This window comes from Citrobacter sp. Igbk 16 (assembly GCF_028069755.1).
GTDB lineage: Bacteria > Pseudomonadota > Gammaproteobacteria > Enterobacterales > Enterobacteriaceae > Citrobacter.
The window spans coordinates 151,150-173,778 of record NZ_JANEWJ010000001.1 but is presented as its reverse complement, the minus strand read 5'-3'; the positions used below and the strand labels follow the sequence as shown (position 1 = coordinate 173,778).

20 protein-coding genes and 6 tRNA genes are annotated in these 22,629 nt (G+C 49.5%); 11 read left to right on the top strand and 15 right to left on the bottom strand.

The features are described 5' to 3' along the window. Positions 1–52 precede the first annotated feature (52 nt). Entirely contained in the window at positions 53–814 is a 762-nt protein-coding gene (gene cysZ, locus NNO03_RS00825; RefSeq protein WP_086523404.1) for a sulfate transporter CysZ, read from the bottom strand. Between the two features lie 230 nt (positions 815–1,044). Here cysZ and zipA point away from each other — a divergent pair, with 230 nt between their 5' ends. The 3 genes from zipA to NNO03_RS00810 all read left to right on the top strand — a co-directional run bounded on the left by zipA (position 1,045) and on the right by NNO03_RS00810 (position 4,356). Continuing rightward, entirely contained in the window at positions 1,045–2,049 is a 1,005-nt protein-coding gene (gene zipA, locus NNO03_RS00820; protein WP_271448570.1) for a cell division protein ZipA, read from the top strand. A gap of 71 nt (positions 2,050–2,120) precedes the next feature. Beyond that, the gene (gene ligA, locus NNO03_RS00815) at positions 2,121–4,136 is read left to right on the top strand and encodes an NAD-dependent DNA ligase LigA (protein ID WP_271448569.1); all 2,016 of its coding nucleotides are present in this window, start codon (positions 2,121–2,123) and stop codon (positions 4,134–4,136) included. Between the two features lies 1 nt (position 4,137). Beyond that, a complete protein-coding gene (locus NNO03_RS00810; protein ID WP_045445890.1) occupies positions 4,138–4,356 on the top strand; it encodes a DUF3820 family protein in 219 nt (72 codons plus the stop codon). Here NNO03_RS00810 and NNO03_RS00805 read toward each other — a convergent pair. Next, positions 4,353–5,354 (bottom strand): bile acid:sodium symporter family protein, encoded by a 1,002-nt coding sequence (locus NNO03_RS00805; protein ID WP_271448568.1) that lies wholly within the window; start codon positions 5,352–5,354, stop codon positions 4,353–4,355. The genes NNO03_RS00810 and NNO03_RS00805 overlap by 4 nt on opposite strands. A gap of 89 nt (positions 5,355–5,443) precedes the next feature. On the opposite strand from NNO03_RS00805, the gene NNO03_RS00800 reads away from it, so the two are divergent. After that, on the top strand, positions 5,444–6,370 hold the full coding sequence (locus tag NNO03_RS00800; RefSeq protein WP_271448567.1) for a LysR family transcriptional regulator: 927 nt from the start codon (positions 5,444–5,446) through the stop codon (positions 6,368–6,370). Between the two features lie 31 nt (positions 6,371–6,401). On the opposite strand, the gene NNO03_RS00795 is transcribed toward NNO03_RS00800, so the two are convergent. After that, positions 6,402–7,166 (bottom strand): outer membrane protein OmpK, encoded by a 765-nt coding sequence (locus NNO03_RS00795; RefSeq protein WP_271448566.1) that lies wholly within the window; start codon positions 7,164–7,166, stop codon positions 6,402–6,404. Between the two features lie 284 nt (positions 7,167–7,450). On the opposite strand from NNO03_RS00795, the gene xapA reads away from it, so the two are divergent. From xapA to NNO03_RS00780, 3 genes are all read left to right on the top strand, one after another. Then, the gene (gene xapA, locus NNO03_RS00790; RefSeq protein WP_271448565.1) at positions 7,451–8,281 is read left to right on the top strand and encodes a xanthosine phosphorylase; all 831 of its coding nucleotides are present in this window, start codon (positions 7,451–7,453) and stop codon (positions 8,279–8,281) included. A gap of 57 nt (positions 8,282–8,338) precedes the next feature. Next, positions 8,339–9,595 (top strand): nucleoside permease, encoded by a 1,257-nt coding sequence (locus NNO03_RS00785; RefSeq protein WP_271448564.1) that lies wholly within the window; start codon positions 8,339–8,341, stop codon positions 9,593–9,595. A gap of 265 nt (positions 9,596–9,860) precedes the next feature. Then, the gene (locus tag NNO03_RS00780) at positions 9,861–10,745 is read left to right on the top strand and encodes a LysR family transcriptional regulator (RefSeq protein WP_271448563.1); all 885 of its coding nucleotides are present in this window, start codon (positions 9,861–9,863) and stop codon (positions 10,743–10,745) included. A 159-nt stretch (positions 10,746–10,904) separates the two neighbouring features. On the opposite strand, the gene NNO03_RS00775 is transcribed toward NNO03_RS00780, so the two are convergent. From NNO03_RS00775 to NNO03_RS00760, 4 genes are all read right to left on the bottom strand, one after another. Continuing rightward, positions 10,905–10,980, bottom strand: a tRNA-Lys gene (locus tag NNO03_RS00775). Between the two features lie 4 nt (positions 10,981–10,984). Continuing rightward, positions 10,985–11,060: transfer RNA gene (locus NNO03_RS00770), tRNA-Val, on the bottom strand. A gap of 46 nt (positions 11,061–11,106) precedes the next feature. After that, positions 11,107–11,182: transfer RNA gene (locus tag NNO03_RS00765), tRNA-Val, on the bottom strand. A gap of 46 nt (positions 11,183–11,228) precedes the next feature. After that, positions 11,229–11,304, bottom strand: a tRNA-Val gene (locus NNO03_RS00760). Positions 11,305–11,562: 258 nt separating this feature from the next. Between NNO03_RS00760 and gltX the strand changes: the two genes are divergently transcribed. Then, the gene (gltX, locus tag NNO03_RS00755; protein WP_271440202.1) at positions 11,563–12,978 is read left to right on the top strand and encodes a glutamate--tRNA ligase; all 1,416 of its coding nucleotides are present in this window, start codon (positions 11,563–11,565) and stop codon (positions 12,976–12,978) included. Between the two features lie 56 nt (positions 12,979–13,034). Here gltX and NNO03_RS00750 read toward each other — a convergent pair whose 3' ends face one another. Further along, the gene (locus NNO03_RS00750) at positions 13,035–13,427 is read right to left on the bottom strand and encodes a YfeC-like transcriptional regulator (RefSeq protein WP_005130008.1); all 393 of its coding nucleotides are present in this window, start codon (positions 13,425–13,427) and stop codon (positions 13,035–13,037) included. 1 nt (position 13,428) lies between these two features. Continuing rightward, positions 13,429–13,791: a YfeC-like transcriptional regulator gene (locus NNO03_RS00745; RefSeq protein ID WP_003028277.1), complete on the bottom strand. Its 363-nt coding sequence runs from the start codon at positions 13,789–13,791 to the stop codon at positions 13,429–13,431. A 221-nt stretch (positions 13,792–14,012) separates the two neighbouring features. On the opposite strand from NNO03_RS00745, the gene NNO03_RS00740 reads away from it, so the two are divergent. Both NNO03_RS00740 and NNO03_RS00735 read left to right on the top strand, forming a co-directional pair. Further along, positions 14,013–14,088: transfer RNA gene (locus NNO03_RS00740), tRNA-Ala, on the top strand. Positions 14,089–14,126: 38 nt separating this feature from the next. After that, positions 14,127–14,202, top strand: a tRNA-Ala gene (locus NNO03_RS00735). 145 nt (positions 14,203–14,347) lie between these two features. Here the strand turns inward: NNO03_RS00735 and nupC are convergent. Continuing rightward, positions 14,348–15,550, bottom strand: a complete 1,203-nt coding sequence (gene nupC, locus NNO03_RS00730; RefSeq protein WP_103771655.1) for a nucleoside permease NupC — start codon at positions 15,548–15,550, stop codon at positions 14,348–14,350. Between the two features lie 344 nt (positions 15,551–15,894). Here nupC and NNO03_RS00725 point away from each other — a divergent pair, with 344 nt between their 5' ends. Next, positions 15,895–17,133 (top strand): Nramp family divalent metal transporter, encoded by a 1,239-nt coding sequence (locus NNO03_RS00725; RefSeq protein WP_048210998.1) that lies wholly within the window; start codon positions 15,895–15,897, stop codon positions 17,131–17,133. A 51-nt stretch (positions 17,134–17,184) separates the two neighbouring features. Here NNO03_RS00725 and NNO03_RS00720 read toward each other — a convergent pair whose 3' ends face one another. From NNO03_RS00720 to ypeC, 5 genes are all read right to left on the bottom strand, one after another. Next, positions 17,185–18,177, bottom strand: coding sequence for an ABC transporter permease (locus tag NNO03_RS00720; RefSeq protein WP_271440205.1), 993 nt, complete (start codon positions 18,175–18,177; stop codon positions 17,185–17,187). 13 nt (positions 18,178–18,190) lie between these two features. Continuing rightward, entirely contained in the window at positions 18,191–19,717 is a 1,527-nt protein-coding gene (locus NNO03_RS00715) for a sugar ABC transporter ATP-binding protein (RefSeq protein ID WP_271448562.1), read from the bottom strand. 73 nt (positions 19,718–19,790) lie between these two features. Further along, positions 19,791–20,753 carry a sugar ABC transporter substrate-binding protein gene (locus tag NNO03_RS00710; RefSeq protein ID WP_137384263.1) on the bottom strand — a complete coding sequence of 321 codons (963 nt, stop codon included), beginning with the start codon at positions 20,751–20,753 and terminating at the stop codon, positions 19,791–19,793. A gap of 45 nt (positions 20,754–20,798) precedes the next feature. Continuing rightward, complete coding sequence (locus NNO03_RS00705) at positions 20,799–22,004, bottom strand: PfkB family carbohydrate kinase (RefSeq protein ID WP_271448561.1); 1,206 nt, start codon at positions 22,002–22,004, stop codon at positions 20,799–20,801. Positions 22,005–22,281: 277 nt separating this feature from the next. Next, positions 22,282–22,608, bottom strand: coding sequence for a DUF2502 domain-containing protein YpeC (ypeC, locus tag NNO03_RS00700; RefSeq protein ID WP_005122377.1), 327 nt, complete (start codon positions 22,606–22,608; stop codon positions 22,282–22,284). Positions 22,609–22,629 lie beyond the last annotated feature (21 nt).

The window sequence follows — 22,629 nt, the reverse complement described above, 5'->3', positions numbered from 1 at the left end:
CAGTATGGAATAAGGGACGGCATAAGCCATCCCTGTTTTACACATTTTTGCATTACTTCCATAACGCGTGTTTAGCACGGTAGCAGTCTACCCACATCGCCGTGGCACCACAAACCGCAACCGGCATGATGAACAGATTGAGCACCGGGATCATCGTAAACAGACTGGTTAGCGCACCAAACTGCATGTTGGTGACTTTGCGTGTGCGCAGGGCGATACGCATCTCTTTAAAGGGCACTTTGTGGTTGTCGAATGGATAATCACAATATTGAATGGCCAGCATCCACGCACTGAACAGGAACCACAGCACCGGGGCGACGGTCTGCCCCACGCCGGGGATAAAATAGAGGAGCAGTAACACAAAGGCGCGCGGGAGATACCACGCCAGCTTTTGCCATTCACGCTTCATAATACGCGGCACATCTTTCATGATGCCAAGAACGCCAGTGTCAGGCGGTGTCGCGCCCGTCAGGCGGGCTTCGAGTTGTTCTGCCAACAAGCCGTTAAACGGTGCGGCAATCCAGTTGGCGATGGTGGAGAACAGGTAGCCAAACACCAGTAGCACGGAGATAGTCACAATCGGCCATAGCAAATAGCTAAGCCACTGTAGCCAGTTCGGGACGTGGCTCATCAGCGCGGGGATCCAACTGTCCAGTTGCGTAAACAGCCACCAGAATGCGCCACCCATCAGTAGAATATTCACCAGTAAAGGCAGGATAACAAAGCGACGAATTCCCGGTTGAGTGATGAGTTTCCATCCCTGAGAAAAGTAATAAAAACCGCTGCGAGGTACAACTGCAGATGATGAAACCATGGTCAGGACATACTCCTTGTTATATAAGCTCTGGTAAACTTTGCGTATCTTACCGGGTTGTTGAGCGTTAGGCTGTTCAGAAATGTTCGAAAAAACAGCAAAAAGCACGTTTTTATTCATCTTTATGCCGTGAAAGCCAAGAGTGCACTTGCACTTGGCGTAATCGGCAAATACTCTTAGTGAGTAAATGTTTGCCGTGGTGGCAAGGTGTTAGAACAACAGAGAATATAATGATGCAGGATTTGCGTCTGATATTAATCATTGTTGGCGCGATCGCCATAATCGCTTTACTGGTACATGGTTTCTGGACTAGCCGTAAAGAACGGTCTTCTATATTCCGCGATCGCCCACTGAAACGCATGAAGTCTAAACGTGATGACGAGGATTCCTACGACGACAATGTCGAGGAAGACGAAGGCGTGGGCGAAGTCCGCGTGCATCGTGTGAATCATGCTCCCGGCAGCGCTCAGGAACATGGTGTTCCTCCTCAGCCGCCGCAACACCAGTACCAGCCGCCTTATGCGTCTGCTCAGCCGCGTCAACACGCGCAGCAGCCCGCTCAGGCGCCACAGGTACCGCAGCCGCATGCCCAGCATCCGCAGCAGCCAGTACAACAGCCACAACCGGTGCAACATCAGCCGGTACAGCAGCAACCGATGCAACCTCAGCCAGCGGCTCCACAGGTACAGCAACCCGTGCAGCAAGCGCCACAACCTGCACCGCAAGCCTTTCAGCCAGTAGAGCCTGTTGTTGAACCGCAACCACAGCCTGAACCGGTTGTTGAAGAAGCGCCTGTTGCTGAAAAACCGCAGCGTAAAGAAGCGGTCATCATTATGAACGTCGCGGCGCATCATGGCAGCGAGCTCAACGGTGAGGTGTTGCTCAACAGCATTCAGCAGGCTGGTTTTAAATTTGGCGATATGAATATTTTCCATCGTCATCTCAGCCCGGATGGTAGTGGCCCGTCGCTGTTCAGTCTTGCCAATATGGTGAACCCAGGGACGTTTGACCCTGAGATGACCGGCGATTTCAGCACGCCGGGCGTTACTATCTTTATGCAGGTTCCGTCCTATGGCGACGAACTGCAAAACTTCAAGCTGATGCTGCAGTCCGCACAACACATTGCCGATGAAGTGGGTGGTGTGGTGCTCGACGATCAACGTCGTATGATGACGCCGCAGAAACTGCGTGAGTATCAGGACCGCATCCGCGAAGTTAAAGAATCTCACGCCTGATTTTCTTCTGGCGTGACCTCTCCTTTCTGAACCCCCGCCTGTCGGGGGTTTTTTATCATTGATGGTGCGATATGGAATCAATCGAACAACAACTGACAGAACTGCGAACCACGCTTCGCCATCATGAGTATCTTTACCATGTGATGGATGCGCCGGAAATTCCTGATGCGGAATATGATCGCCTGATGCGCGAACTGCGTGAACTGGAAGCGCAGCATCCTGAACTCGTCACGCCCGATTCACCCACCCAGCGCGTAGGTGCCGCACCACTGGCGGCATTCAGCCAGATCCGTCATGAAGTGCCGATGCTGTCGCTGGATAACGTGTTTGATGAGGAGAGTTTTCTCGCTTTCAATAAGCGCGTTCAGGACAGACTGAAGAGCACGGATAAGCTGACATGGTGCTGTGAGCTGAAGCTGGATGGTCTGGCGGTCAGTATCCTGTATGAGAACGGTGTACTGGTCAGCGCGGCAACACGTGGTGATGGTACGACTGGCGAGGACATTACCTCGAACGTGCGCACCATTCGCGCGATCCCGTTAAAACTGCGTGGCGATAATATTCCGGCACGTCTGGAAGTGCGCGGCGAAGTGTTTTTGCCACAGGCCGGGTTTGAAAAAATTAACGAAGAAGCCCGCCGCACGGGCAACAAAGTGTTTGCTAACCCGCGCAATGCGGCGGCAGGATCATTACGCCAGCTCGATCCGCGTATCACGGCGAAGCGACCGCTTACTTTCTTCTGCTATGGCGTCGGTGTGCTGGAAGGCGGCGAACTTCCCGATACGCATTTGGGGCGCTTGCTGCAGTTTAAAGCGTGGGGCCTGCCGGTCAGCAACAGGGTAACGTTGTGCGACTCTCCAGAGGAAGTACTCGCTTACTATCGTCAGGTTGAAGAAGACCGCCCAACGTTGGGATTCGATATTGACGGCGTGGTTATCAAAGTCAACTCCATGGCGCTGCAGGAGCAACTGGGTTTTGTCGCTCGCGCGCCGCGCTGGGCGGTGGCCTTCAAGTTTCCGGCGCAGGAACAGATGACTTTTGTTCGCGATGTTGAGTTTCAGGTCGGGCGTACCGGCGCGATTACGCCCGTCGCCCGTCTCGAGCCGGTGCAAGTGGCTGGCGTGTTGGTCAGTAATGCGACGTTGCATAATGCTGATGAAATCGAGCGTTTGGGGCTACGCATTGGCGACAAAGTCGTTATTCGTCGTGCGGGCGATGTGATCCCGCAGGTGGTTAACGTGGTGTTGTCCGAGCGTCCTGAAGATACGCGCGAAATCGAGTTCCCCACTCATTGTCCGGTGTGTAACTCTGACGTTGAACGCGTGGAAGGTGAAGCCGTGACTCGCTGCACGGGCGGTTTAATCTGTGGTGCGCAGCGTAAAGAGTCGCTCAAACACTTCGTTTCCCGTCGTGCGCTGGATGTTGACGGTATGGGCGACAAAATTATCGATCAACTGGTCGAGAAAGAGTACGTGCACACACCAGCGGATTTGTTCACGTTGACCGCAGGTAAGCTGACCGGTCTCGATCGTATGGGACCGAAGTCGGCGCAAAACGTGGTGAACGCGCTGGAAAAAGCGAAAGAAACCACCTTTGCCCGTTTCCTGTATGCGCTGGGCATTCGTGAAGTCGGTGAAGCCACGGCGGCTGGCCTGGCGGCGCATTTCGGTACGCTGGATGCGCTGGAAGCGGCTTCCATTGAAGAGCTGCAAAAAGTACCGGATGTCGGCATTGTGGTGGCCACTCACGTGTTTAACTTCTTTGCAGAAGAGAGCAACCGCGAGGTGATCGTCCAGTTGCTGGCGCAGGGTATTCACTGGCCAGCACCCGTCGTCATCAATGCAGAAGAGATCGACAGTCCTTTCGCGGGGAAAACGGTCGTGCTGACCGGTAGTCTGAGCCAGATGTCGCGTGATGATGCCAAAGCGCGGCTGACCGCACTGGGTGCGAAAGTGGCAGGTAGCGTGTCGAAGAAAACCGATCTGGTTATTGCCGGCGAAGCTGCAGGCTCGAAGCTGGCAAAAGCGCAGGAGTTGGGCATTGTCGTTATCGATGAAGCTGAAATGATCCGCTTACTGGGTGCCTGAGATGGAAAAAGAGCAACTGATTGATATTGCCAACACCGTGATGCCTTTTGGAAAATATAAGGGGCGTCGACTGATTGACGTCCCGGAAGAGTATCTGCTGTGGTTTGCCCGCAAAGATGAATTTCCGCCGGGTAAACTGGGTGAGCTAATGCAAATCACGCTGCTGATTAAAACCGAGGGGCTGACACAGCTGGTACAGCCCCTGAAACGTCCGCTTTAAGCTTTCGCGGCGCGGCTATTCTGCTGCGCCGCCTGTAATGCGTCCGTCTGGCGCTTGTAACGACGTGCCAATACGGCGCATACCATCAGTTGGATTTGATGGAAGATCATCAACGGCAGCACCATCATACCAATCACCGAAGTCGGGAACAGAATATTGGCCATGGGGATCCCGTTTGCCAGACTCTTTTTCGACCCACAGAAGACAATGGTAATTTCATCGGCTTTGTTGAAGCCGCATTTGCGCGCGACAAAGACGTTGATACCAATCACGATGGCCAGTAATACAAGGCTGACAATCACAATAAACAGCAGTGAACCGACCCCAACTTTGTGCCAGATTCCGTTCACGACCGCTTCACTGAAAGCGGAGTAAACCACCAGCAGAATGGATGACTGGTCTGTTTTGGCGATCCATTTTTTATGGCGTGACACCCAGTTACCAATCCACGGACGTGAAAGATGCCCAAGCACGAATGGCAGCAGCAGTTGCAGCATGATTTTCCCTACCTGCTCCAGGCTGCCTTCTGCACCATGCATATTCATCACCAGTCCGACCAACAGCGGCGAGAGGAAAATACCCAACAGGCTGGAGGCAGAGGCGGAGCACACGGCGGCGGCAACGTTACCGCCCGCAAGGGATGTAAAGGCAATTGCCGACTGCACTGTGGCCGGCAAAATGCACAGGTACAGGAAGCCCGTGTAGAGCATCGGATCAACGTTGACCGGTGCCCACCAGGCAAACAGGACACCCAGCACGGGGAAGACCACAAAGGTGCTGCACATGACCCACAGATGCAAACGCCAGTGGCTACCGCCGGCAATAATGGCTTCACGCGAGAGCTTTGCGCCGTGCATAAAAAAGAGCAGGGCAATAGCGGCGGTGGTTAGGCCTTCAAAGAAAGGAACAAAGCCGCCCTCTGCAGGGAAAAATGAGGCCAATAAAACAACGGTAATCAGCGTTATCGTGAACGGATCAAGGATACGAAAAAGTTTCATAAAAGCTCCTGAAATTCGGTAGGAACATTTTGCGTTTTTCTGTTTGAGAAATAAAATTGATTTATTGCATCTATATATGAATTGAATCGATGAATTATTCTTTGCGCCAATTACGTATCTTTGTCACCGTCGCTCAGGCCAAAAGTTTTAGCCGGGCGGGGGATATCATCGGCTTAAGTCAGTCGGCGGTCAGTCATAGTGTAAAAGAGCTGGAAGGGCAGACGGGTGTCCGGCTACTGGATCGTACAACGCGCGAGGTGGTGCTGACGGAAGCCGGGCAGCAACTCGCAGCGCGGCTGGAACGCCTTCTGGATGAACTGCACAGTACGCTGCGCGAAGCCGGTCAGGTTGGTACGCAGTTAACCGGTACGGTGCGTGTGGCTGCCAGCCAGACGATTTCCGCACACCTCATTCCGCAGTGTATTGCGCAGAGCAATCAGCTTTATCCGGCGATCGATTTTGTCCTGCACGACAGGCCACAACAGTGGGTACTGGAGAGTATTCGTCAGGGGGAAGTGGATTTTGGTATTGTGATTGACCCGGGAGCCGTGACCGATCTGCAGTGTGAAGCGGTGCTATCGGAGCCGTTTCTGTTGTTGTGTCGTCAGGATCACCCGCTAGCTCACCGGGAATGGATTAACTGGCAGGATCTGCAGCATGAGCGCCTGGTTTTACAGGATTATGCCTCTGGTAGCCGACCGCTAATTGATGCGGCATTGTCTCATTTTTCTATTGATGCCAACATTGTTCAGGAGATTGGACACCCGGCAACGCTGTTCCCGATGGTCGAAGCAGGGATTGGAATCAGCGTGCTGCCCGCGCTGGCACTCCCCTTACCGCAGGGCAGCCATTTACAGGTTAAACGTTTAACGCCAGTTGTTGAGCGGCAACTGATGTTGGCGCGGCGCAAAAATCGTTCTCTCTCAACTGCCGCTCAGGCATTGTGGGACGTGGTGCGTACACAGGCCAGTGAATTAACCGCTGGGCGGGCACGCGATCCGTTGTATCAGATTTAAATGCACCTGCCAGTCGGGCAGGTGCGGTAGGTTAAAATATGTATTTGATGGAATAAATGATGCCATCCTGAAGGAAAGACTCCCCCAGTTTATTATCGGCGTAGCGATATTGAATTCCTGCAGTCAGGTGCGGTGTCGCATTCCACCACAACGCAAAGGCACCGTTGATGCCGTCTTTACCGCCGTTTCCTGCTGCGTAGGTTGCTGCGCGGTCAAATTCGTACTCATTCCAGTTCGTGACGGAAAACGTCTCACTGCCTAACAGGAAGCTATAGCCTGCAACCCAGCCCATCACATAACCATTATCTCCGGTGTAATATGTCTGGTCAGTGTAGCGTTTGGCAAAGAAGGGTTTAAACCAGTAACCGTTGCCAGTGAAGTTATACCCTAACCCATACAGAAACATGTCATCATGAAAATTAGCACGTTCAGGTGAGCCATAGGTGCCGTAGGCATGAAGATAGAGGTTTAACCCTGTATCACCTAAATAGATACGGTTGGTATTTTTGAAGGTGTAGCGCTGTTCACTGCCGGGTTTAGCGTGGCGGCCATTGTAGAAATTCTCCCAGTCGAAGAATCCATACATTTCTCCCCAACTAAAATTCGCGCCACCTTCAAGTTCAAGATAACCAAAATCATCTTTGTGTGATTTCTTACTGGTTTTTTCTGTGGTATCGGATGTCCAGTCCAGGTAATGCAGACCAATATCGGCGAAGCCGCCTTTAAATTCAGCCTGTGCCAGTTGAGGTAAGGTAAATGAGGTTGCTAAACTTATTGCGATAAGTTTTTTATTCATTGAGTGTTCCATCTGCCAAATAATAAATGCACTGAATATTTGTGCGTAATTTATAATTGCTGCCAGGATGCAGCTGTTCTTATGTTATTTGTGTAAAAGATGGCTCGTCCAATATTTAAAAGTTGATAATTGATAGGCATTGGATCTGAATTAATAAAGGTCAATCTATATAAAATCGATATTGAATTATGCAGGAAACGGTATTGGTAAGGCTCATGTGATTCCCGCTATAAACGAAGGGTGTCAGATTTCATTCAATTAATAAGCCCTTAGAAGGACATATCATGAGCCACTCTTTCTCGCAAAATCCCTGGTACAGTGCTGATATTATTCGTAGCTATAAACCCGACTTTACCCCACGTGTCGCCTTTATTCTGGGGTCCGGTCTGGGCGCGCTGGCTGAACAAATTGAAGGTGCTGTGGCTATTTCCTACGAAAAGCTGCCGGGTTTCCCGGTGAGTACCGTCCATGGGCATGCCGGAGAACTGGTGCTTGGTCATCTGGCAGGGGTCCCGGTAGCTTGCATGAAAGGGCGTGGCCATTTTTATGAAGGCCGTGGTATGGCGGTAATGACTGACGCCGTTCGCACGCTGAAATTATTGGGTTGTGAATTGTTGTTCAGCACTAATGCCGCGGGATCTTTACGTCCTGAAGTGGGGCCGGGGAGCCTGGTTGCACTACGCGACCATATCAATACGATGCCGGGTACCCCGATGGTCGGGCTAAATGATGAGCGTTTTGGCGATCGCTTCTTCTCATTGGCGAATGCTTATGATGCAGATTACCGCGCCATTCTCCAGACCGTTGCGGCAGATGAAGGATTCCCTCTCACTGAAGGCGTATTTGTTTCTTATCCTGGACCGAACTTCGAAACAGCAGCTGAGATTCGCATGATGCAAATTATTGGCGGCGATGTGGTGGGCATGTCTGTTGTACCTGAAGTTATTGCTGCTCGCCATTGCGACCTGAAAGTTGTGGCAGTATCAGCGATTACCAATCTGGCGGAAGGATTGGGTGATGTAAAACTGTCCCATGAGCAAACACTGGCAGCAGCCGAACTTTCTCGTCAGAACTTTATCAATCTGATTTGCGGTTTCTTACGCAAGCTGGCCTAAATACACAATAACAATAGCCCCGCATCAGGGGCTTTACCCTACGGCAAGGAATAAAAAATGGGTATTATTTCCCGATTAAAAATTATGTCGTTTTTGCAATATTTTATCTGGGGTAGTTGGTTGGTAACCCTGGGTTCATACATGATAAACACCTTACATTTTACGGGGGCCAACGTTGGCATGGTATACAGCTCCAAAGGCCTGGCGGCGATTATCATGCCTGGCATTATGGGGATCATTGCCGACAAATGGTTACGCGCGGAACGTGCGTATATGCTGTGCCATCTGGTCTGCGCCGGTGTGTTGCTGTATGCCACAACCGTCACGGATTCGGACACGATGTTTTGGGTCATGTTAGTCAATGCCATGGCCTACATGCCGACGATCGCATTATCGAACAGTGTTTCCTACTCTTGCCTGGCAAAAGCGGGTCTGGACCCTGTCACATCATTTCCACCCGTACGTGTTTTTGGCACCATTGGGTTTATCGTGGCTATGTGGACAGTCAGTCTGATGGGGCTGGAGTTGAGCAGCGCACAGTTGTATATCGCCTCCGGTGCATCGTTGCTGCTTGCGCTTTATGCTCTCACGTTGCCGAAAATTCCGGTTGCAGAGAAAAAAGAATCAGCAACACTTGCCAGTAAGTTGGGACTGGATGCGTTTGTTCTGTTTAAAAACCCGCGTATGGCAATCTTCTTTTTGTTTGCAATGATGCTGGGGGCTGTACTGCAAATTACCAACGTCTTTGGTAATCCGTTCCTGCATGATTTCGCCCGTAACCCTGAGTTTGCCAATAGCTTTGTGGTGCAATATCCTTCAATTCTATTGTCGGTTTCTCAGATGGCAGAAGTCGGCTTTATCCTCACTATCCCGTTCTTTCTCAAACGCTTTGGCATCAAAACGGTGATGCTGATGAGCATGCTGGCGTGGACGTTGCGCTTTGGGTTCTTTGCGTTCGGCGATCCTTCTCCGTTTGGTTTTGTGCTGCTTCTTATGTCGATGATTGTCTACGGCTGTGCGTTTGATTTCTTCAACATCTCAGGTTCGGTGTTTGTGGAGCAGGAGGTCAGTTCCAATATACGTGCCAGTGCACAAGGGCTGTTTATGACGATGGTAAATGGTGTTGGTGCATGGGTAGGTTCGATTTTAAGCGGTATGGCCGTCGATTATTTCTCTATTGATGGAGTAAAAGACTGGCAAACCATCTGGCTGGTATTTGCTGCTTATGCACTGGCGCTGGCGGTTGTATTCGCATTGTTCTTTAAGTACCAGCATCATCCAGAAAAGTTGGCGACTAACTCATTGGCACATTAATTTATATATCACTGGCGAGTAAATACTCGCCAGTTTGCTTTATAAGCGACAGTAATGCGTAAAGAAGTAATTCCCTTTTAGGGTATTGAGGCTGACAATGGCACATTATTAATTTTACGCTATATATCTATTTTCATGCCTGTCTGTTCCCAACGTACGCTCTATTATCTGTATGCATATCGGATATCTGGTCGTTAAAACTCTTTTTTATCAGGTAATGTGGTAAATTCCAGACCTTATCCCTCATTCATGGAGTGCAACAGTTATGGAACGTGCTCATCGTATTGATCTGAAGTTATTGCGTTATTTCCTTGCTGTTGCAGAAGAACTGCATTTTGGTCGGGCTGCTGCCCGGTTGAATATGTCGCAACCCCCTTTGAGTATTCATATCAAAGAACTTGAACATCAACTTGGCACTTTGCTGTTTATCCGTCACTCCCGTAGTGTTGCGTTAACCCATGCAGGGACTATTTTGATGGAGGAGTCCCGCCGTTTGTTAGCCAGCGCCAATCAGGCATTGGCACGCGTAGAGCAGATTGGTCGTGGTGAAACAGGGCGAATTGAACTTGGTGTTATCGGTACGGCAATGTGGGGAAAAATGCGCCCGGTCATGCGGCGTTTTTTGAAGGAAAATCCCAACGTTGAAGTGCTATTTCGCGAGCATATGCCAGCAATGCAGATGACGATGCTGGAGCGGCGTGAGCTGGATGCAGGAGTATGGCGGATGGCGACTGAACCTTCGCCTGGATTCACCAGCTTGCGTTTGCATGAGTCCTCTTTTCTGGTAGCGATGCCAGAAGAGCACCCACTGGCCGCGCTTGCAGCGATACCATTGGAAGCGTTACGGAACGAATATTTTGTCACGATGCCTTCCGTTCATACTGACTGGACATTTTTGCAGCGTGTATGCCTGAGCGTCGGCTTTACGCCAATGATTATTCGCGAGGTGAGGGAGCCGCAAACGGTACTGGCGATGATCAGTATGGGGATTGGGATTACCTTAATCGCAGACAGTTATGCGCAGATGAATTGGCCGGGAGTGGTGTTCCGCCCGTTAGAGGAACGTATTCCGGCGGATTTGTACATTGTGTACGACCAACAACAGGCAACGCCCGCGCTGGAGAAACTGGTAGTGGCATTGACGATGTGATGTCTGTGCCGGATGGCGACTAACGTCTTATCCGGCCTACGCGTGTAGTCTGTAGGCCTGATAAGCGCAGCGCATCAGGCAAGACCCGAACCTGCTGCAGGTTCGAATCGTTAAATTTTGCGCATAGCAAAAAGGCGCCTTTAGGGCGCCTTTTTGCATTGGTGGGTCGTGCAGGATTCGAACCTGCGACCAATTGATTAAAAGTCAACTGCTCTACCAACTGAGCTAACGACCCGAAGTGGTGGGTGATGACGGGATCGAACCGCCGACCCCCTCCTTGTAAGGGAGGTGCTCTCCCAGCTGAGCTAATCACCCACTTCGGTACTTCATTTTATTGTAAGAAATCCAGCTGGCGAGAAAGTGGTGGGTGATGACGGGATCGAACCGCCGACCCCCTCCTTGTAAGGGAGGTGCTCTCCCAGCTGAGCTAATCACCCACTTCTCAATTTCTTACTTTACACGGCGGAGACTACTTAAAGTAGTTGGTGGGTGATGACGGGTTCGAACCGCCGACCCCCTCCTTGTAAGGGAGGTGCTCTCCCAGCTGAGCTAATCACCCCCGCTGTGTGGAGTCGCATTATAGGGAGAGTTGAAAATGAGTCAACGCATTTTCTAAAGAAATTGTTCGTTCGTCGTAAATTTAAGCAAAACGATCGCAAAACAATCCATGCCGCATGATTTGTATACGAAAATGGCAAAGCGTGATGTTCCAACCTGAACAACATTGAGGAATCAGACCACAGTGATAGAATACCAGCCTGATAATCTTCCCAGGATTTGCCGGTTGTCGGCATCTTTATAAACGTAAGGCCATTTCATGAAAATCAAAACTCGCTTCGCGCCAAGCCCGACAGGTTACCTGCACGTCGGCGGTGCGCGTACTGCTCTTTATTCCTGGCTTTTTGCACGTAACCATGGCGGTGAGTTTGTGCTGCGTATTGAAGACACCGATCTCGAACGCTCCACTCCGGAAGCTATTGAAGCCATTATGGATGGCATGAACTGGCTGAATCTGGAGTGGGATGAAGGCCCGTATTTCCAGACTAAACGTTTTGATCGTTATAATGCTGTCATCGATGAAATGCTGGAAGCAGGTACGGCATATAAATGCTATTGCTCCAAAGAACGTCTGGAACAGCTGCGTGAAGATCAGATGGCAAAAGGTGAAAAACCACGTTACGACGGTCGCTGCCGTCATAGCCATGAACACCACGCGGATGACGAACCTTGCGTCGTACGCTTTGCGAACCCGCAGGACGGGTCCGTTATTTTTGATGACCAGATCCGTGGGCCGATCGAATTCAGCAACCAGGAGCTGGACGACCTGATCATCCGCCGTACTGATGGTTCCCCGACCTATAACTTTTGCGTTGTGGTTGATGACTGGGATATGGAAATCACCCACGTCATTCGTGGCGAAGACCATATCAACAACACCCCGCGTCAGATCAATATCCTGAAAGCGTTGAACGCACCGGTCCCGGTTTATGCTCACGTATCGATGATCAACGGCGACGACGGCAAAAAACTTTCTAAACGTCACGGTGCGGTCAGCGTTATGCAGTATCGCGACGACGGCTACCTGCCAGAAGCGTTGCTGAACTATCTGGTACGTCTGGGGTGGTCCAGCGGCGATCAGGAGATCTTCACCCGTGAAGAAATGATCAAACTGTTCTCTCTCGGTGCGGTGAGCAAGTCTGCAAGCGCGTTCAACACCGAAAAACTGCAGTGGCTGAACCACCACTACATTAATGCACTGGCGCCAGAATATGTGGCGACACATCTGCAGTGGCACATCGAGCAGGAAAATATCGATACGCGCGTTGGCCCGCAGTTGTCTGAGCTGGTAAAACTGCTGGGTGAACGCTGTAAGACGCTGAAAGAGATGGCGCAGAGCTGCCGCTACTTCTACGAAGACTTTGCTGAGTTCGATGCCGATGCAGCGAAGAAACACCTGCGTCCGGTTGCCCGTCAGCCGCTGGAAGTGGTTCGCGATAAACTGGCTGCTATCAGCGAATGGACCGCGGAAAACGTGCACCACGCGATTCAGGCAACCGCTGATGAGCTGGAAGTGGGTATGGGTAAAGTCGGGATGCCGCTGCGCGTAGCCGTAACCGGTGCGGGTCAGTCTCCTGCGTTAGACGTTACGGTGCATGCGATTGGTAAATCTCGCAGCATTGAACGTATTAACAAAGCGCTCGCGTTTATTGCTGAGCGTGAAAGTCAGCAGTAAGACAGGTTAAGAGATAAAAAAACGGCAGGCGCATAGCCTGCCGTTTTTTTTGGTATTTATTCAGACTCATCAATGCCCAGACGGGTCAGGAAAGTGCGAATACCTTCGCGCGAAATATACATCGCCAGCTTTTCCTGTTCCGTTGGCGACATGTTATCCAGTGCGCTGATTATCTGACGGCAGGCGTGGCTGCGAACCACGTGTGTATACTCGGCAAGCGGTTCTTCTGCCTGATAAAATTCTGGCACCTTGCGAAAAGCTGGAATATTGAGCAGAAACTCTCGGACGCCTGCATCAATATGAATAAGCCTTGCGCGACCACCTTTAACACCGGGAAATTTTTCGGTTGTCCAGTTTTGCTCTCTGATCCAACGATTGACGGTTTGTTTGGCGACACCGAGGCATTCAGCCAGCTCTTCGGTGGTCATTTTACTGCGTAATTTTTTCATATTATTTGTTGTCGCGAATCCCTAAGCGTTGTAACAAACCCGTAATGCCTTCACGCAGGATCAGCGACGTAAACATTTTCTGTTCTGATGGCGTCATTTCTTTGGCGAGTCTTATCAGTAGAGCTTCGATGGAGGTGTCACCGGATAAAGATAAATTATCTGATAAGCCTTCCGCTGAACGCTCAGCGCTGCGAATGTATTCACGAACTTGTTCGGTAACGTGAACCAGACGGGCTTTACCGCCCTGAACGCCTGGTTTGGGCGAGGTAGCCCAACCTTCCTTGCGCACCCATTTATTGATGGTCTGTCGGCTGTATCCGGTCAGATTAGCAAGTTCTTCTGGCGTCATCCGTTCCTTGAACATAACGATTCCCTGAATAGTCGTGGGGTTAATTAGTGGCTCATTTTATAGCACCATTTTAGTAGAAACCGTGACGCGTTTAACTACTGAATGCGAGTTGTTGCGCAATGTTCTTCATTTGCCTGCTTTTTCAGCGATTGAATTCTATGAGTTAATTTTGCCGTTGACACACGCGAAGGGAATTCATATGATGCCGCCCGTCAACTCGACAAGCTTTACGTGACGGGGCTATAGCTCAGCTGGGAGAGCGCTTGCATGGCATGCAAGAGGTCAGCGGTTCGATCCCGCTTAGCTCCACCAAATTTAATCCCAATGAATTTGGTACGTAAACGCATCGTGGGGCTATAGCTCAGCTGGGAGAGCGCTTGCATGGCATGCAAGAGGTCAGCGGTTCGATCCCGCTTAGCTCCACCAAAATTGAAACCCTCGCTGAAAAGCGGGGGTTTTTCGTTTCTGTATCCTGTCCGTTCTTACCCTATATCCCTTCGGTTTGCTGAATAGCAGGCATAAAAAAGCCGGGGAAAATCCCCGGCATTTTTACAACGATATTGTCTTACGCTTACAGCACCAGTGCTGCAATGGAGGCAGACAGTACGCTGACCAGCGTAGAACCGTATACCAGTTTCAGACCAAAGCGGGAAACCACGTTACCTTGCTCTTCGTTCAGGCCTTTAATTGCACCTGCAATGATACCGATAGAAGAGAAGTTCGCGAAGGAAACCAGGAACACAGAGATAATGCCTTCAGCGCGTGGAGAGAGCGTAGAGGCGATTTTCTGCAGATCCATCATCGCGACGAATTCGTTAGAAACCAGTTTGGTTGCCATGATACTGCCCACCTGCAACGCTTCGCTGGACGGTACACCCATTACCCATGCAACCGGGTAGAAGATGTAGCCTAGGATGCCCTGGAAGGAGATGCTGTAGCCAAACCAACCGGTCACGGTAGCGAACAGGGCGTTCAGGGCAGCGATCAGTGCGATGAAACCAATCAGCATTGCCGCAACGATAATCGCAACTTTGAAACCTGCCAGAATGTATTCACCCAACATTTCGAAGAAGCTCTGACCTTCGTGCAGATTGGACATCTGAATATTTTCTTCGCTGGCATCAACGGTATAAGGGTTGATCAGTGACAGAACGATAAAGGTGCTGAACATGTTCAGAACCAGCGCAGCAACAACGTATTTTGGTTCCAGCATCGTCATGTACGCGCCGACGATAGACATGGAAACGGTAGACATCGCCGTTGCTGCCATGGTGTACATGCGGTTGCGAGACATTTTACCGAGGATATCTTTATAGGCGATAAAGTTCTCGGACTGACCCAGGATCAGGGAGCTAACGGCGTTGAAGGATTCCAGTTTGCCCATACCGTTCACTTTGGATAACAGGAAACCAATCGCGCGGATGATAACCGGCAGAACACGGATATGCTGCAAAATACCGATCAGGGCGGAAATGAAGACGATTGGGCAAAGCACTTTCAGGAAGAAGAATGCCAGGCCTTTATCATTCATACTGCCGAAGACAAAGTTAGTCCCTTCATTAGCGAATCCGAGCAGTTTTTCAAACATCTCGGAGAAGCCTCTTACAAAGCCCAGGCCGACATCAGAGTTCAGGAAGAACCATGCCAGTAACACTTCGATAACAAGCAATTGAATAACATAACGAATGCGGATTTTTTTACGGTCACTGCTTACCAGCAGTGCGAGTACCGCAACCACGGCAAGGGCCAGGACAAAGTGAAGAACGCGGTCCATATTTGCTCCAAATTTGAGGCAGATTTAGTTTTCGTGCACATTCTATGTAACAACAGTAAAGAAAACGAGATCAAACACACACTATAATAAGGACCTGTGACGAGATTCAAAATTAGTGATCGGTGATACACTTCCGTTATGTTTAGTATGGAAGTGAAAAGTTATGTCACTGTGCTAATCTCATAACAATAATCAAACATCTTACCGGCATTTCCAAATTTCTTACCGTTCCATAGACAAACGCTATCAGAGAAATCAACTTCACCCATTAAAATGAATTTGATAATCATTCTCAATAGGCGTAGCTTGAAACATAGCAAAGGCTATGTTTCTGAGGCACTAAAATGACTAACGATCGCGTTGAGAGTAGCAGTGGACGGGCAGCGCGCAAGTTGAAGCTCGCATTAATGGGACCTGCGTTCATCGCGGCTATCGGATATATCGATCCCGGTAACTTTGCTACGAATATCCAGGCAGGGGCCAGCTTTGGCTACAAACTGCTGTGGGTTGTGGTCTGGGCAAACCTGATGGCGATGCTGATTCAGGTGCTGTCGGCCAAGCTTGGCATTGCCACCGGCAAAAACCTGGCGGAACAGATCCGTGATCACTATCCTCGTCCTGTGGTTTGGTTTTACTGGGTACAGGCCGAAATCATTGCGATGGCGACCGATCTTGCAGAATTTATTGGCGCTGCGATTGGCTTTAAACTCATCCTTGGCGTTTCGCTGCTGCAGGGGGCTGTGCTCACGGGTATTGCGACATTTTTAATTCTGATGCTGCAGCGTCGCGGGCAGAAACCCCTGGAAAAAGTGATCGGCGGTTTGTTGTTATTCGTGGCCGCGGCATACATTGTCGAGCTGATCTTTTCCCAACCGAACCTTGCGCAGCTTAGCAAAGGAATGGTTATACCAAGCCTGCCCAATTCTGAAGCGGTGTTCCTGGCGGCCGGTGTGCTTGGCGCTACCATCATGCCGCACGTCATTTATCTACACTCCTCCTTAACCCAGCATTTGCACGGTGGTACGCGCCAACAGCGTTACGCAGCGACGAAATGGGATGTGGCTATCGCCATGACGATTGCCGGATTTGTGAATCTGGCGATGATGGCGACCGCAGCAGCCGCGTTTCACTTTAGCGGGCATACCGGTATCGCAGACCTGGACCAGGCCTATCTGACGCTTGAACCGCTGCTGAGCCATGCTGCTGCTACCGTATTTGGTTTAAGCCTGGTGGCAGCTGGGCTTTCCTCTACCGTGGTTGGCACGCTGGCGGGGCAGGTGGTTATGCAAGGTTTTATCCGCTTTCATATCCCGCTCTGGGTGCGTCGTAGCGTCACCATGATGCCGTCATTTATTGTGATTCTAATGGGGCTTGATCCCACCCGGATTCTGGTGATGAGTCAGGTATTACTCAGCTTTGGTATCGCCCTGGCGCTGGTACCGCTACTGATTTTTACCAGCAACAGCCAACTGATGGGGGATTTAGTTAATAGTCGTTGGGTGAAACAGGTAGGCTGGGTGATTGTGGTGCTGGTCGTGGCACTGAATATTTGGCTGCTCGTCGGAACCGTGCTCGGATTGTAACAGGGCTTTCATCTGCTGTGGTTACCCGGTCAAGCCGGGTAACCCTCATGATTATTTTTTATTTAAGTGGCTACGGTATGTATCAAGTACCACTGCAACGATTATCACGGCTCCTGTTATAAAACGTTTTGTCGGCTCGCTTGCGCCAATTTGCGCCAGTCCCGCTGCCAGAACGGAAATAATCAGCGCGCCAAGAAACGTACAAATAATAGAGCCACGTCCTCCCATCAGGCTCGTGCCACCAATCACAACGGCGGCAATCACCTGTAGTTCCATGCCAACGCCGCTATTGGGGTCGGCGGCTTCAAGACGGGCAACCTGAAACAGCGACGCCAGGCCGGATAATCCCCCCATCAAAGCAAAGACTGCGATCTTATAAGGACCAGGATTTATACCTGACAATCGAACGGCTTCTTCATTGGTGCCAATACCGATCAAATGGCGACCAAATACGGTTCGCGTCAGCACCAGATGCCCAGCGACAATGACAACGATCGCGATAATAAAAGAAGGGGAGACGCCAAAGAGAATGGGGTCGGCTAAATAATCATAAATAGAACCGATATACGCGGTCCGCGAGTCAGTTAACTGATACGCTGCTCCGCGGGCCATTTCCAGAACGCCCAGTGAGACGATAAACGCCGGAATACGCCAGGCAACGGTAATCAGGCCTGTTAGCGCCCCAACGAATGTGGCGAGTGCTACGCCGGAAAGCGCGGCCAGCCAGGGCGTCCAATGAAAATTTAAATAGGTGACGCTGACGACTGCAGCAGCAAGCGCCAGCAACGATCCAACGGAAAGGTCGATGCCGGCAATGATTAAGATAAATGTCATCCCCACCGACATGACGATTAAATCGGGGATCTGATTCGCAATAGTGCTGAAAGTGTTCATGCTCCAGAAATGAGAACTGAGGCATGAAAATAGGACGATCATTGCGGCTAACGCTCCGAGCAACCCGATATAGCTACTTAGACCTTTCCATGACGTCGGTGTATTTCGTTTCTCTGCTGCCGCTTGTTTTGTCGCAAAATTGTTTTTCATTTTTTATCCCCGGCTACTCGCTGACAGTCTCTTCTGAATGCTGATAGGCCGAAAATGCAGCCGCTAAAATGCGATCCTGGCTCCAGTTATCACGTGTAAATGTGTTCACTAACTTGCCATCGGAAATGACCGCAATACGATCGCAAACCAGCATCAGTTCGCGCAGGTCGCTGGAAACGACAACAACGCCTTTTCCCTTCGCCGTTAACGTATTCAGTAATTGATAAATATCTTGCTTGGCACCTACATCAATACCGCGAGTCGGCTCATCAAATAAGACGACTTCACAGTCTCGTTCCAGCCAGCGGCTAATGAGAACTTTCTGCTGGTTACCACCTGACAGGCTTTCCACGGCCTGTGAGGTGTTCGTTGTACGAACGCCTAAATTTTTGATGTGCTTATTCGCTAATGTGGTTTCACTCAATGTGTTAACGACCGACAGATGGCTAATTTTGCCGCTGTTACCCAACGAGATATTTGCGGCAACCGACTGTGGTAGCAGAAGCCCTTCACCTTTACGATCCTCAGTGACTAAGGCGATACCGTGTCGGATAGCTTGTGCAGGCGAACGGATCACCACCGGTTTTAGTGGAGTGCCAATCAGTAATGTGCCACTGTCTATTTTGTCCGCGCCAAAAATAGCGCGTAGCAGCTCTGTCCTGCCAGAGCCGACCAGGCCACTAATGCCGAGCACTTCGCCACTATGCAAGGTAAACGACGTGTCGCGAATGATTTTCCCACGCTTAAAATTTTCCACTTTCAGGATGGGCTGACCTGCCTGGCGTCCACTTAAATCAAATGAACTTTCTAAATCGCGGCCGACCATCAACGAAACAAGTTGATCGCGGGTATAACGTTTAATATCGTCCACGCAAACCAAATGACCATCACGTAGCACCGCGATGTCATCGGCTATCATCGCAAGCTCATCCAGTCGGTGAGAAATATAAATTATTGAAACGCCTCGGGCTTTGAAGAGCGCTATTTGTTTAAACAGCAGTTCGACCTCACGACTACTAAGCATGGCCGTCGGTTCATCCAGAATAAGTATCCGGCTTTCACCAATCAGGTTTCTGGCGATTTCGATCATCTGTTGGTGACCAATACCCAATTCGCCCACCAGCGTATTTGGATCGACTGATTGCAGCCCAACCATTGCCATTACCGGACGGGCCATTTCTGCTAGCTTTTTTCGATCGATCCAGCCGAATCGATGCGGAAGTTGTTCGAGAAATAAATTTTCTGCAACCGACAACGTAGGCAGTAAATTGAGTTCTTGCATAACCATGCGAACACCCAGCTTTTCTGCATCTTTTCGGCTCGCAGGTGCGTAAGGCTTCCCCTGATAAACCATTTTCCCGGTCGTTGCGTTGGTTAACCCGCCAATAATTTTTGATAACGTACTTTTCCCGGCACCGTTTTCTCCCGTCAGGGCCAGTACTTTTCCTGGATATAATGCTAGCGTCACATCCACCAGAACAGGTTCACTGTAGGTTTTACCTACCCCCTGTATTGTGAGGATTTCTTGCCCACTTTTCATATTCTGGCCTTATCCTGTAAGCCGCTCTGATACTCAATTGATGGCAGTACCACAGCGGCGCACTGTAATCCGCTTATTGTTTGACGATCAGTTTTATTGGTGTTTCTACGTTGCTGGAGAGCTCACTCTGTTTTTTGCCATTTTTTAAGGCATCAAGGGCGGCATCAATACCAAATACAGCTTGTTGAGAGGCAAATTGGTCCGCGGTTGCTAAAACACGACCGTCATTTAACATAGGCTTAATCGCTTCGATATTGTCATAGCCGACAACCAGAACCTGTCCTTTTTTCCCGGCAGAACGGATGGCGGAAACGGCACCTAATGCCATATTATCGTTATCGGCTAACAGTGCTTTGATATCAGGATACTCACTTAACATTGCCGCAGCGACCGCATTGGCGTTGTTAATTTCCCACTGGCCAGATTGAACAGAGACGACTTTCATACCGCCCTGCGCCATTGCATTTTGGAAGCCCAGAGTACGTTGCTGAGAGTTGCTGGAGGTAGGGATGCCCTCAATAATACCAACCTGATCGCCGGCCTTAAGATGCTTCGCTAAATAATCGCCAATTTCTTTTGCACCTTTTTGGTTATCCGGGCCAACAAAAGGAATATTCAGGTTTTTATCTTTAAGTACACCGTCATCAAATTTGTTATCAATGTTGATGACAATAATACCGGCATCAATTGCCTTCTTAATGACTGGTACAAGGGCTTTCGAATCTGATGGTGCAATGATAATCGCATCGGCTTTTGAGACAATCATTTGTTCAACGATCTGGATTTGATTTGCCGTATCTGTTTCGTTTTTGATGCCGTTAGAAATCAAATCAAACTTGTCGGCATTTTTTTTCTGATACTCTTTTGCTCCGGTTTCCATGGTCAGGAAAAACTCATTTGCCAGTGATTTCATCACCAGCGCGACTTTAGGTTTATGCGTCTGAGTATCGGCGGCAAAAGCAGGGGCGGTGAAAGTGGCGGAAAGCGCTAAACCGACTGTGGCACCGATAACACGATAAAACATTTTATTTTTCATGAAATTATCCTATAGGTGTAGGGGGCTGAATGATGCTCTAAACAGCTACTGCATACGATGATAAACGAGTGAATTGTTGGGCATATTTGATGCACCTTTACGTTCAACTTTCAACGAGGCAAACGCAGAAGCATACTGCGCTGCATTGATGAGTCCTTTACCGTTTGCAATGCATGCAGCCAGTGCCCCGGTAAAGGCATCGCCTGCTCCACTGGTATCGACCACGGCTGATTTATAGGCAGGAATATGCGTGAAAACTGTGCCATCAAAGATCAGACAACCGTCGCTACCTAACGTGATAATGACGCATTTTGCGCCTTGCACATAAATGCTCCTGGCGGCATTTTTGGCCGAATAGATATCAACAATGTTGATACCAGATAACGCTTCAGCTTCAATTTTGTTCGGCGTAATAATGTCAATTAAATGCAATATTTCTTTGATCTCTGAAACATAAGGTGCCGGGTTCAGGACAACCAGCGATTTTCCGAGTTTTGCCTGCATGATAGCGAAACGCGTGATCGGAAAATTATTCTCCAGCTGAGTTAAAAAAACTTTGCAATTACGGATGGTATCAATATCCAATAGAATATCTTCCTGGGTAAATGTTTCATTGGCCCCAAGATCGATACTGATCATATTGTCACCCGTGGCACCTGAAACCCATACCATTGCAATGCCCGTGGATGACATTTCATTTTCAAAAAAAGAAAAAGAAGAAATTTCAGTATTGGTTAAATATCTTTTGGCTTTTTTGGAAAACTCATCAGCTCCTAACTTAACGGTAAGATGAACATTGTTATTGATTTTAGCCGCGGCAACCGCCTGGTTTGTGCCTTTTCCTCCAGCATAAAAACGGGTTGCAGAGGCTCGGATGGTCTGGCCAATCTGAGGGAATGTCGTCGTTTCAGAAACAATATCGATATTAAATGAACCAAGTATGTAAATGCTATCATCTATATAGCTATTTTTTTTGGCATGAGCAGAAACCGATACAATTTCTTTGTGGCTTTTGAACCCATTCAATATGGTGTTGGTGAAAGACTGTTCAAATAATGATTCATCAGATGCGCTTTTTAATTGTGCACCACCATGAAATAACGAGAAAAGACTATTCTGACTTAATTCATTTAAGTCATTACGGATCGTGCGAGTTGTGACAGATAATTCCTTTGCTAATTCGCTAACATAAACCTTTTTATCGGTTACTAACTTAACCCGAATGGCCTTTTGTCTTTCTTGTTTTTTCATTAGCGCTCACCCCAGGTTTTATAATATTAAATTAATGTTAATATTTATCGCGCAAAGTTCAAAAAAAACACGATAAATCGGAATTTTTTTTTCCGATTTTGCGAATTTGTGAAATGAACAGGAAATTTACGGGAAAACAGGGGAGAGCGGATGTGACTGCTCGTCATCTGGCGATGGGCAAAGCGTGATGCAAAAAGGGCCTGGGTATAGACACAGGCCCTGGCTAACTCGATGATTTGTGTGAACAGTACTCCCCGCATGATGGGGATTTGTTACATTAATGGCGGTGCCCGTGGCCACGTCCACGCCCGCGATGGTCATCGCGATCGTTCCAGCCTTCACGATAGCCGCGCTCATAAGCTTTGCGCTTATCCCAGCCGCGATGATAGCCGTTGTCATGACGCCACCAACGATTTTTGCGCCATTCATAATTATGGTGCCAGTAATCCCGGTCACGCCAGCGCCCACCGTCCCAGTAGTTGCCGTAGTTATCGCGATCGCCAATTTGTAATTTAATCGACGGCAGCAGGGTAATTTCGCCAGCGTTTGCGGCCAGCGGTGCAAAAGCCAATAAGACTGCCGCCAGAATCAGTGACCTGAACATTCTTTCTCTCCTTCACGATCG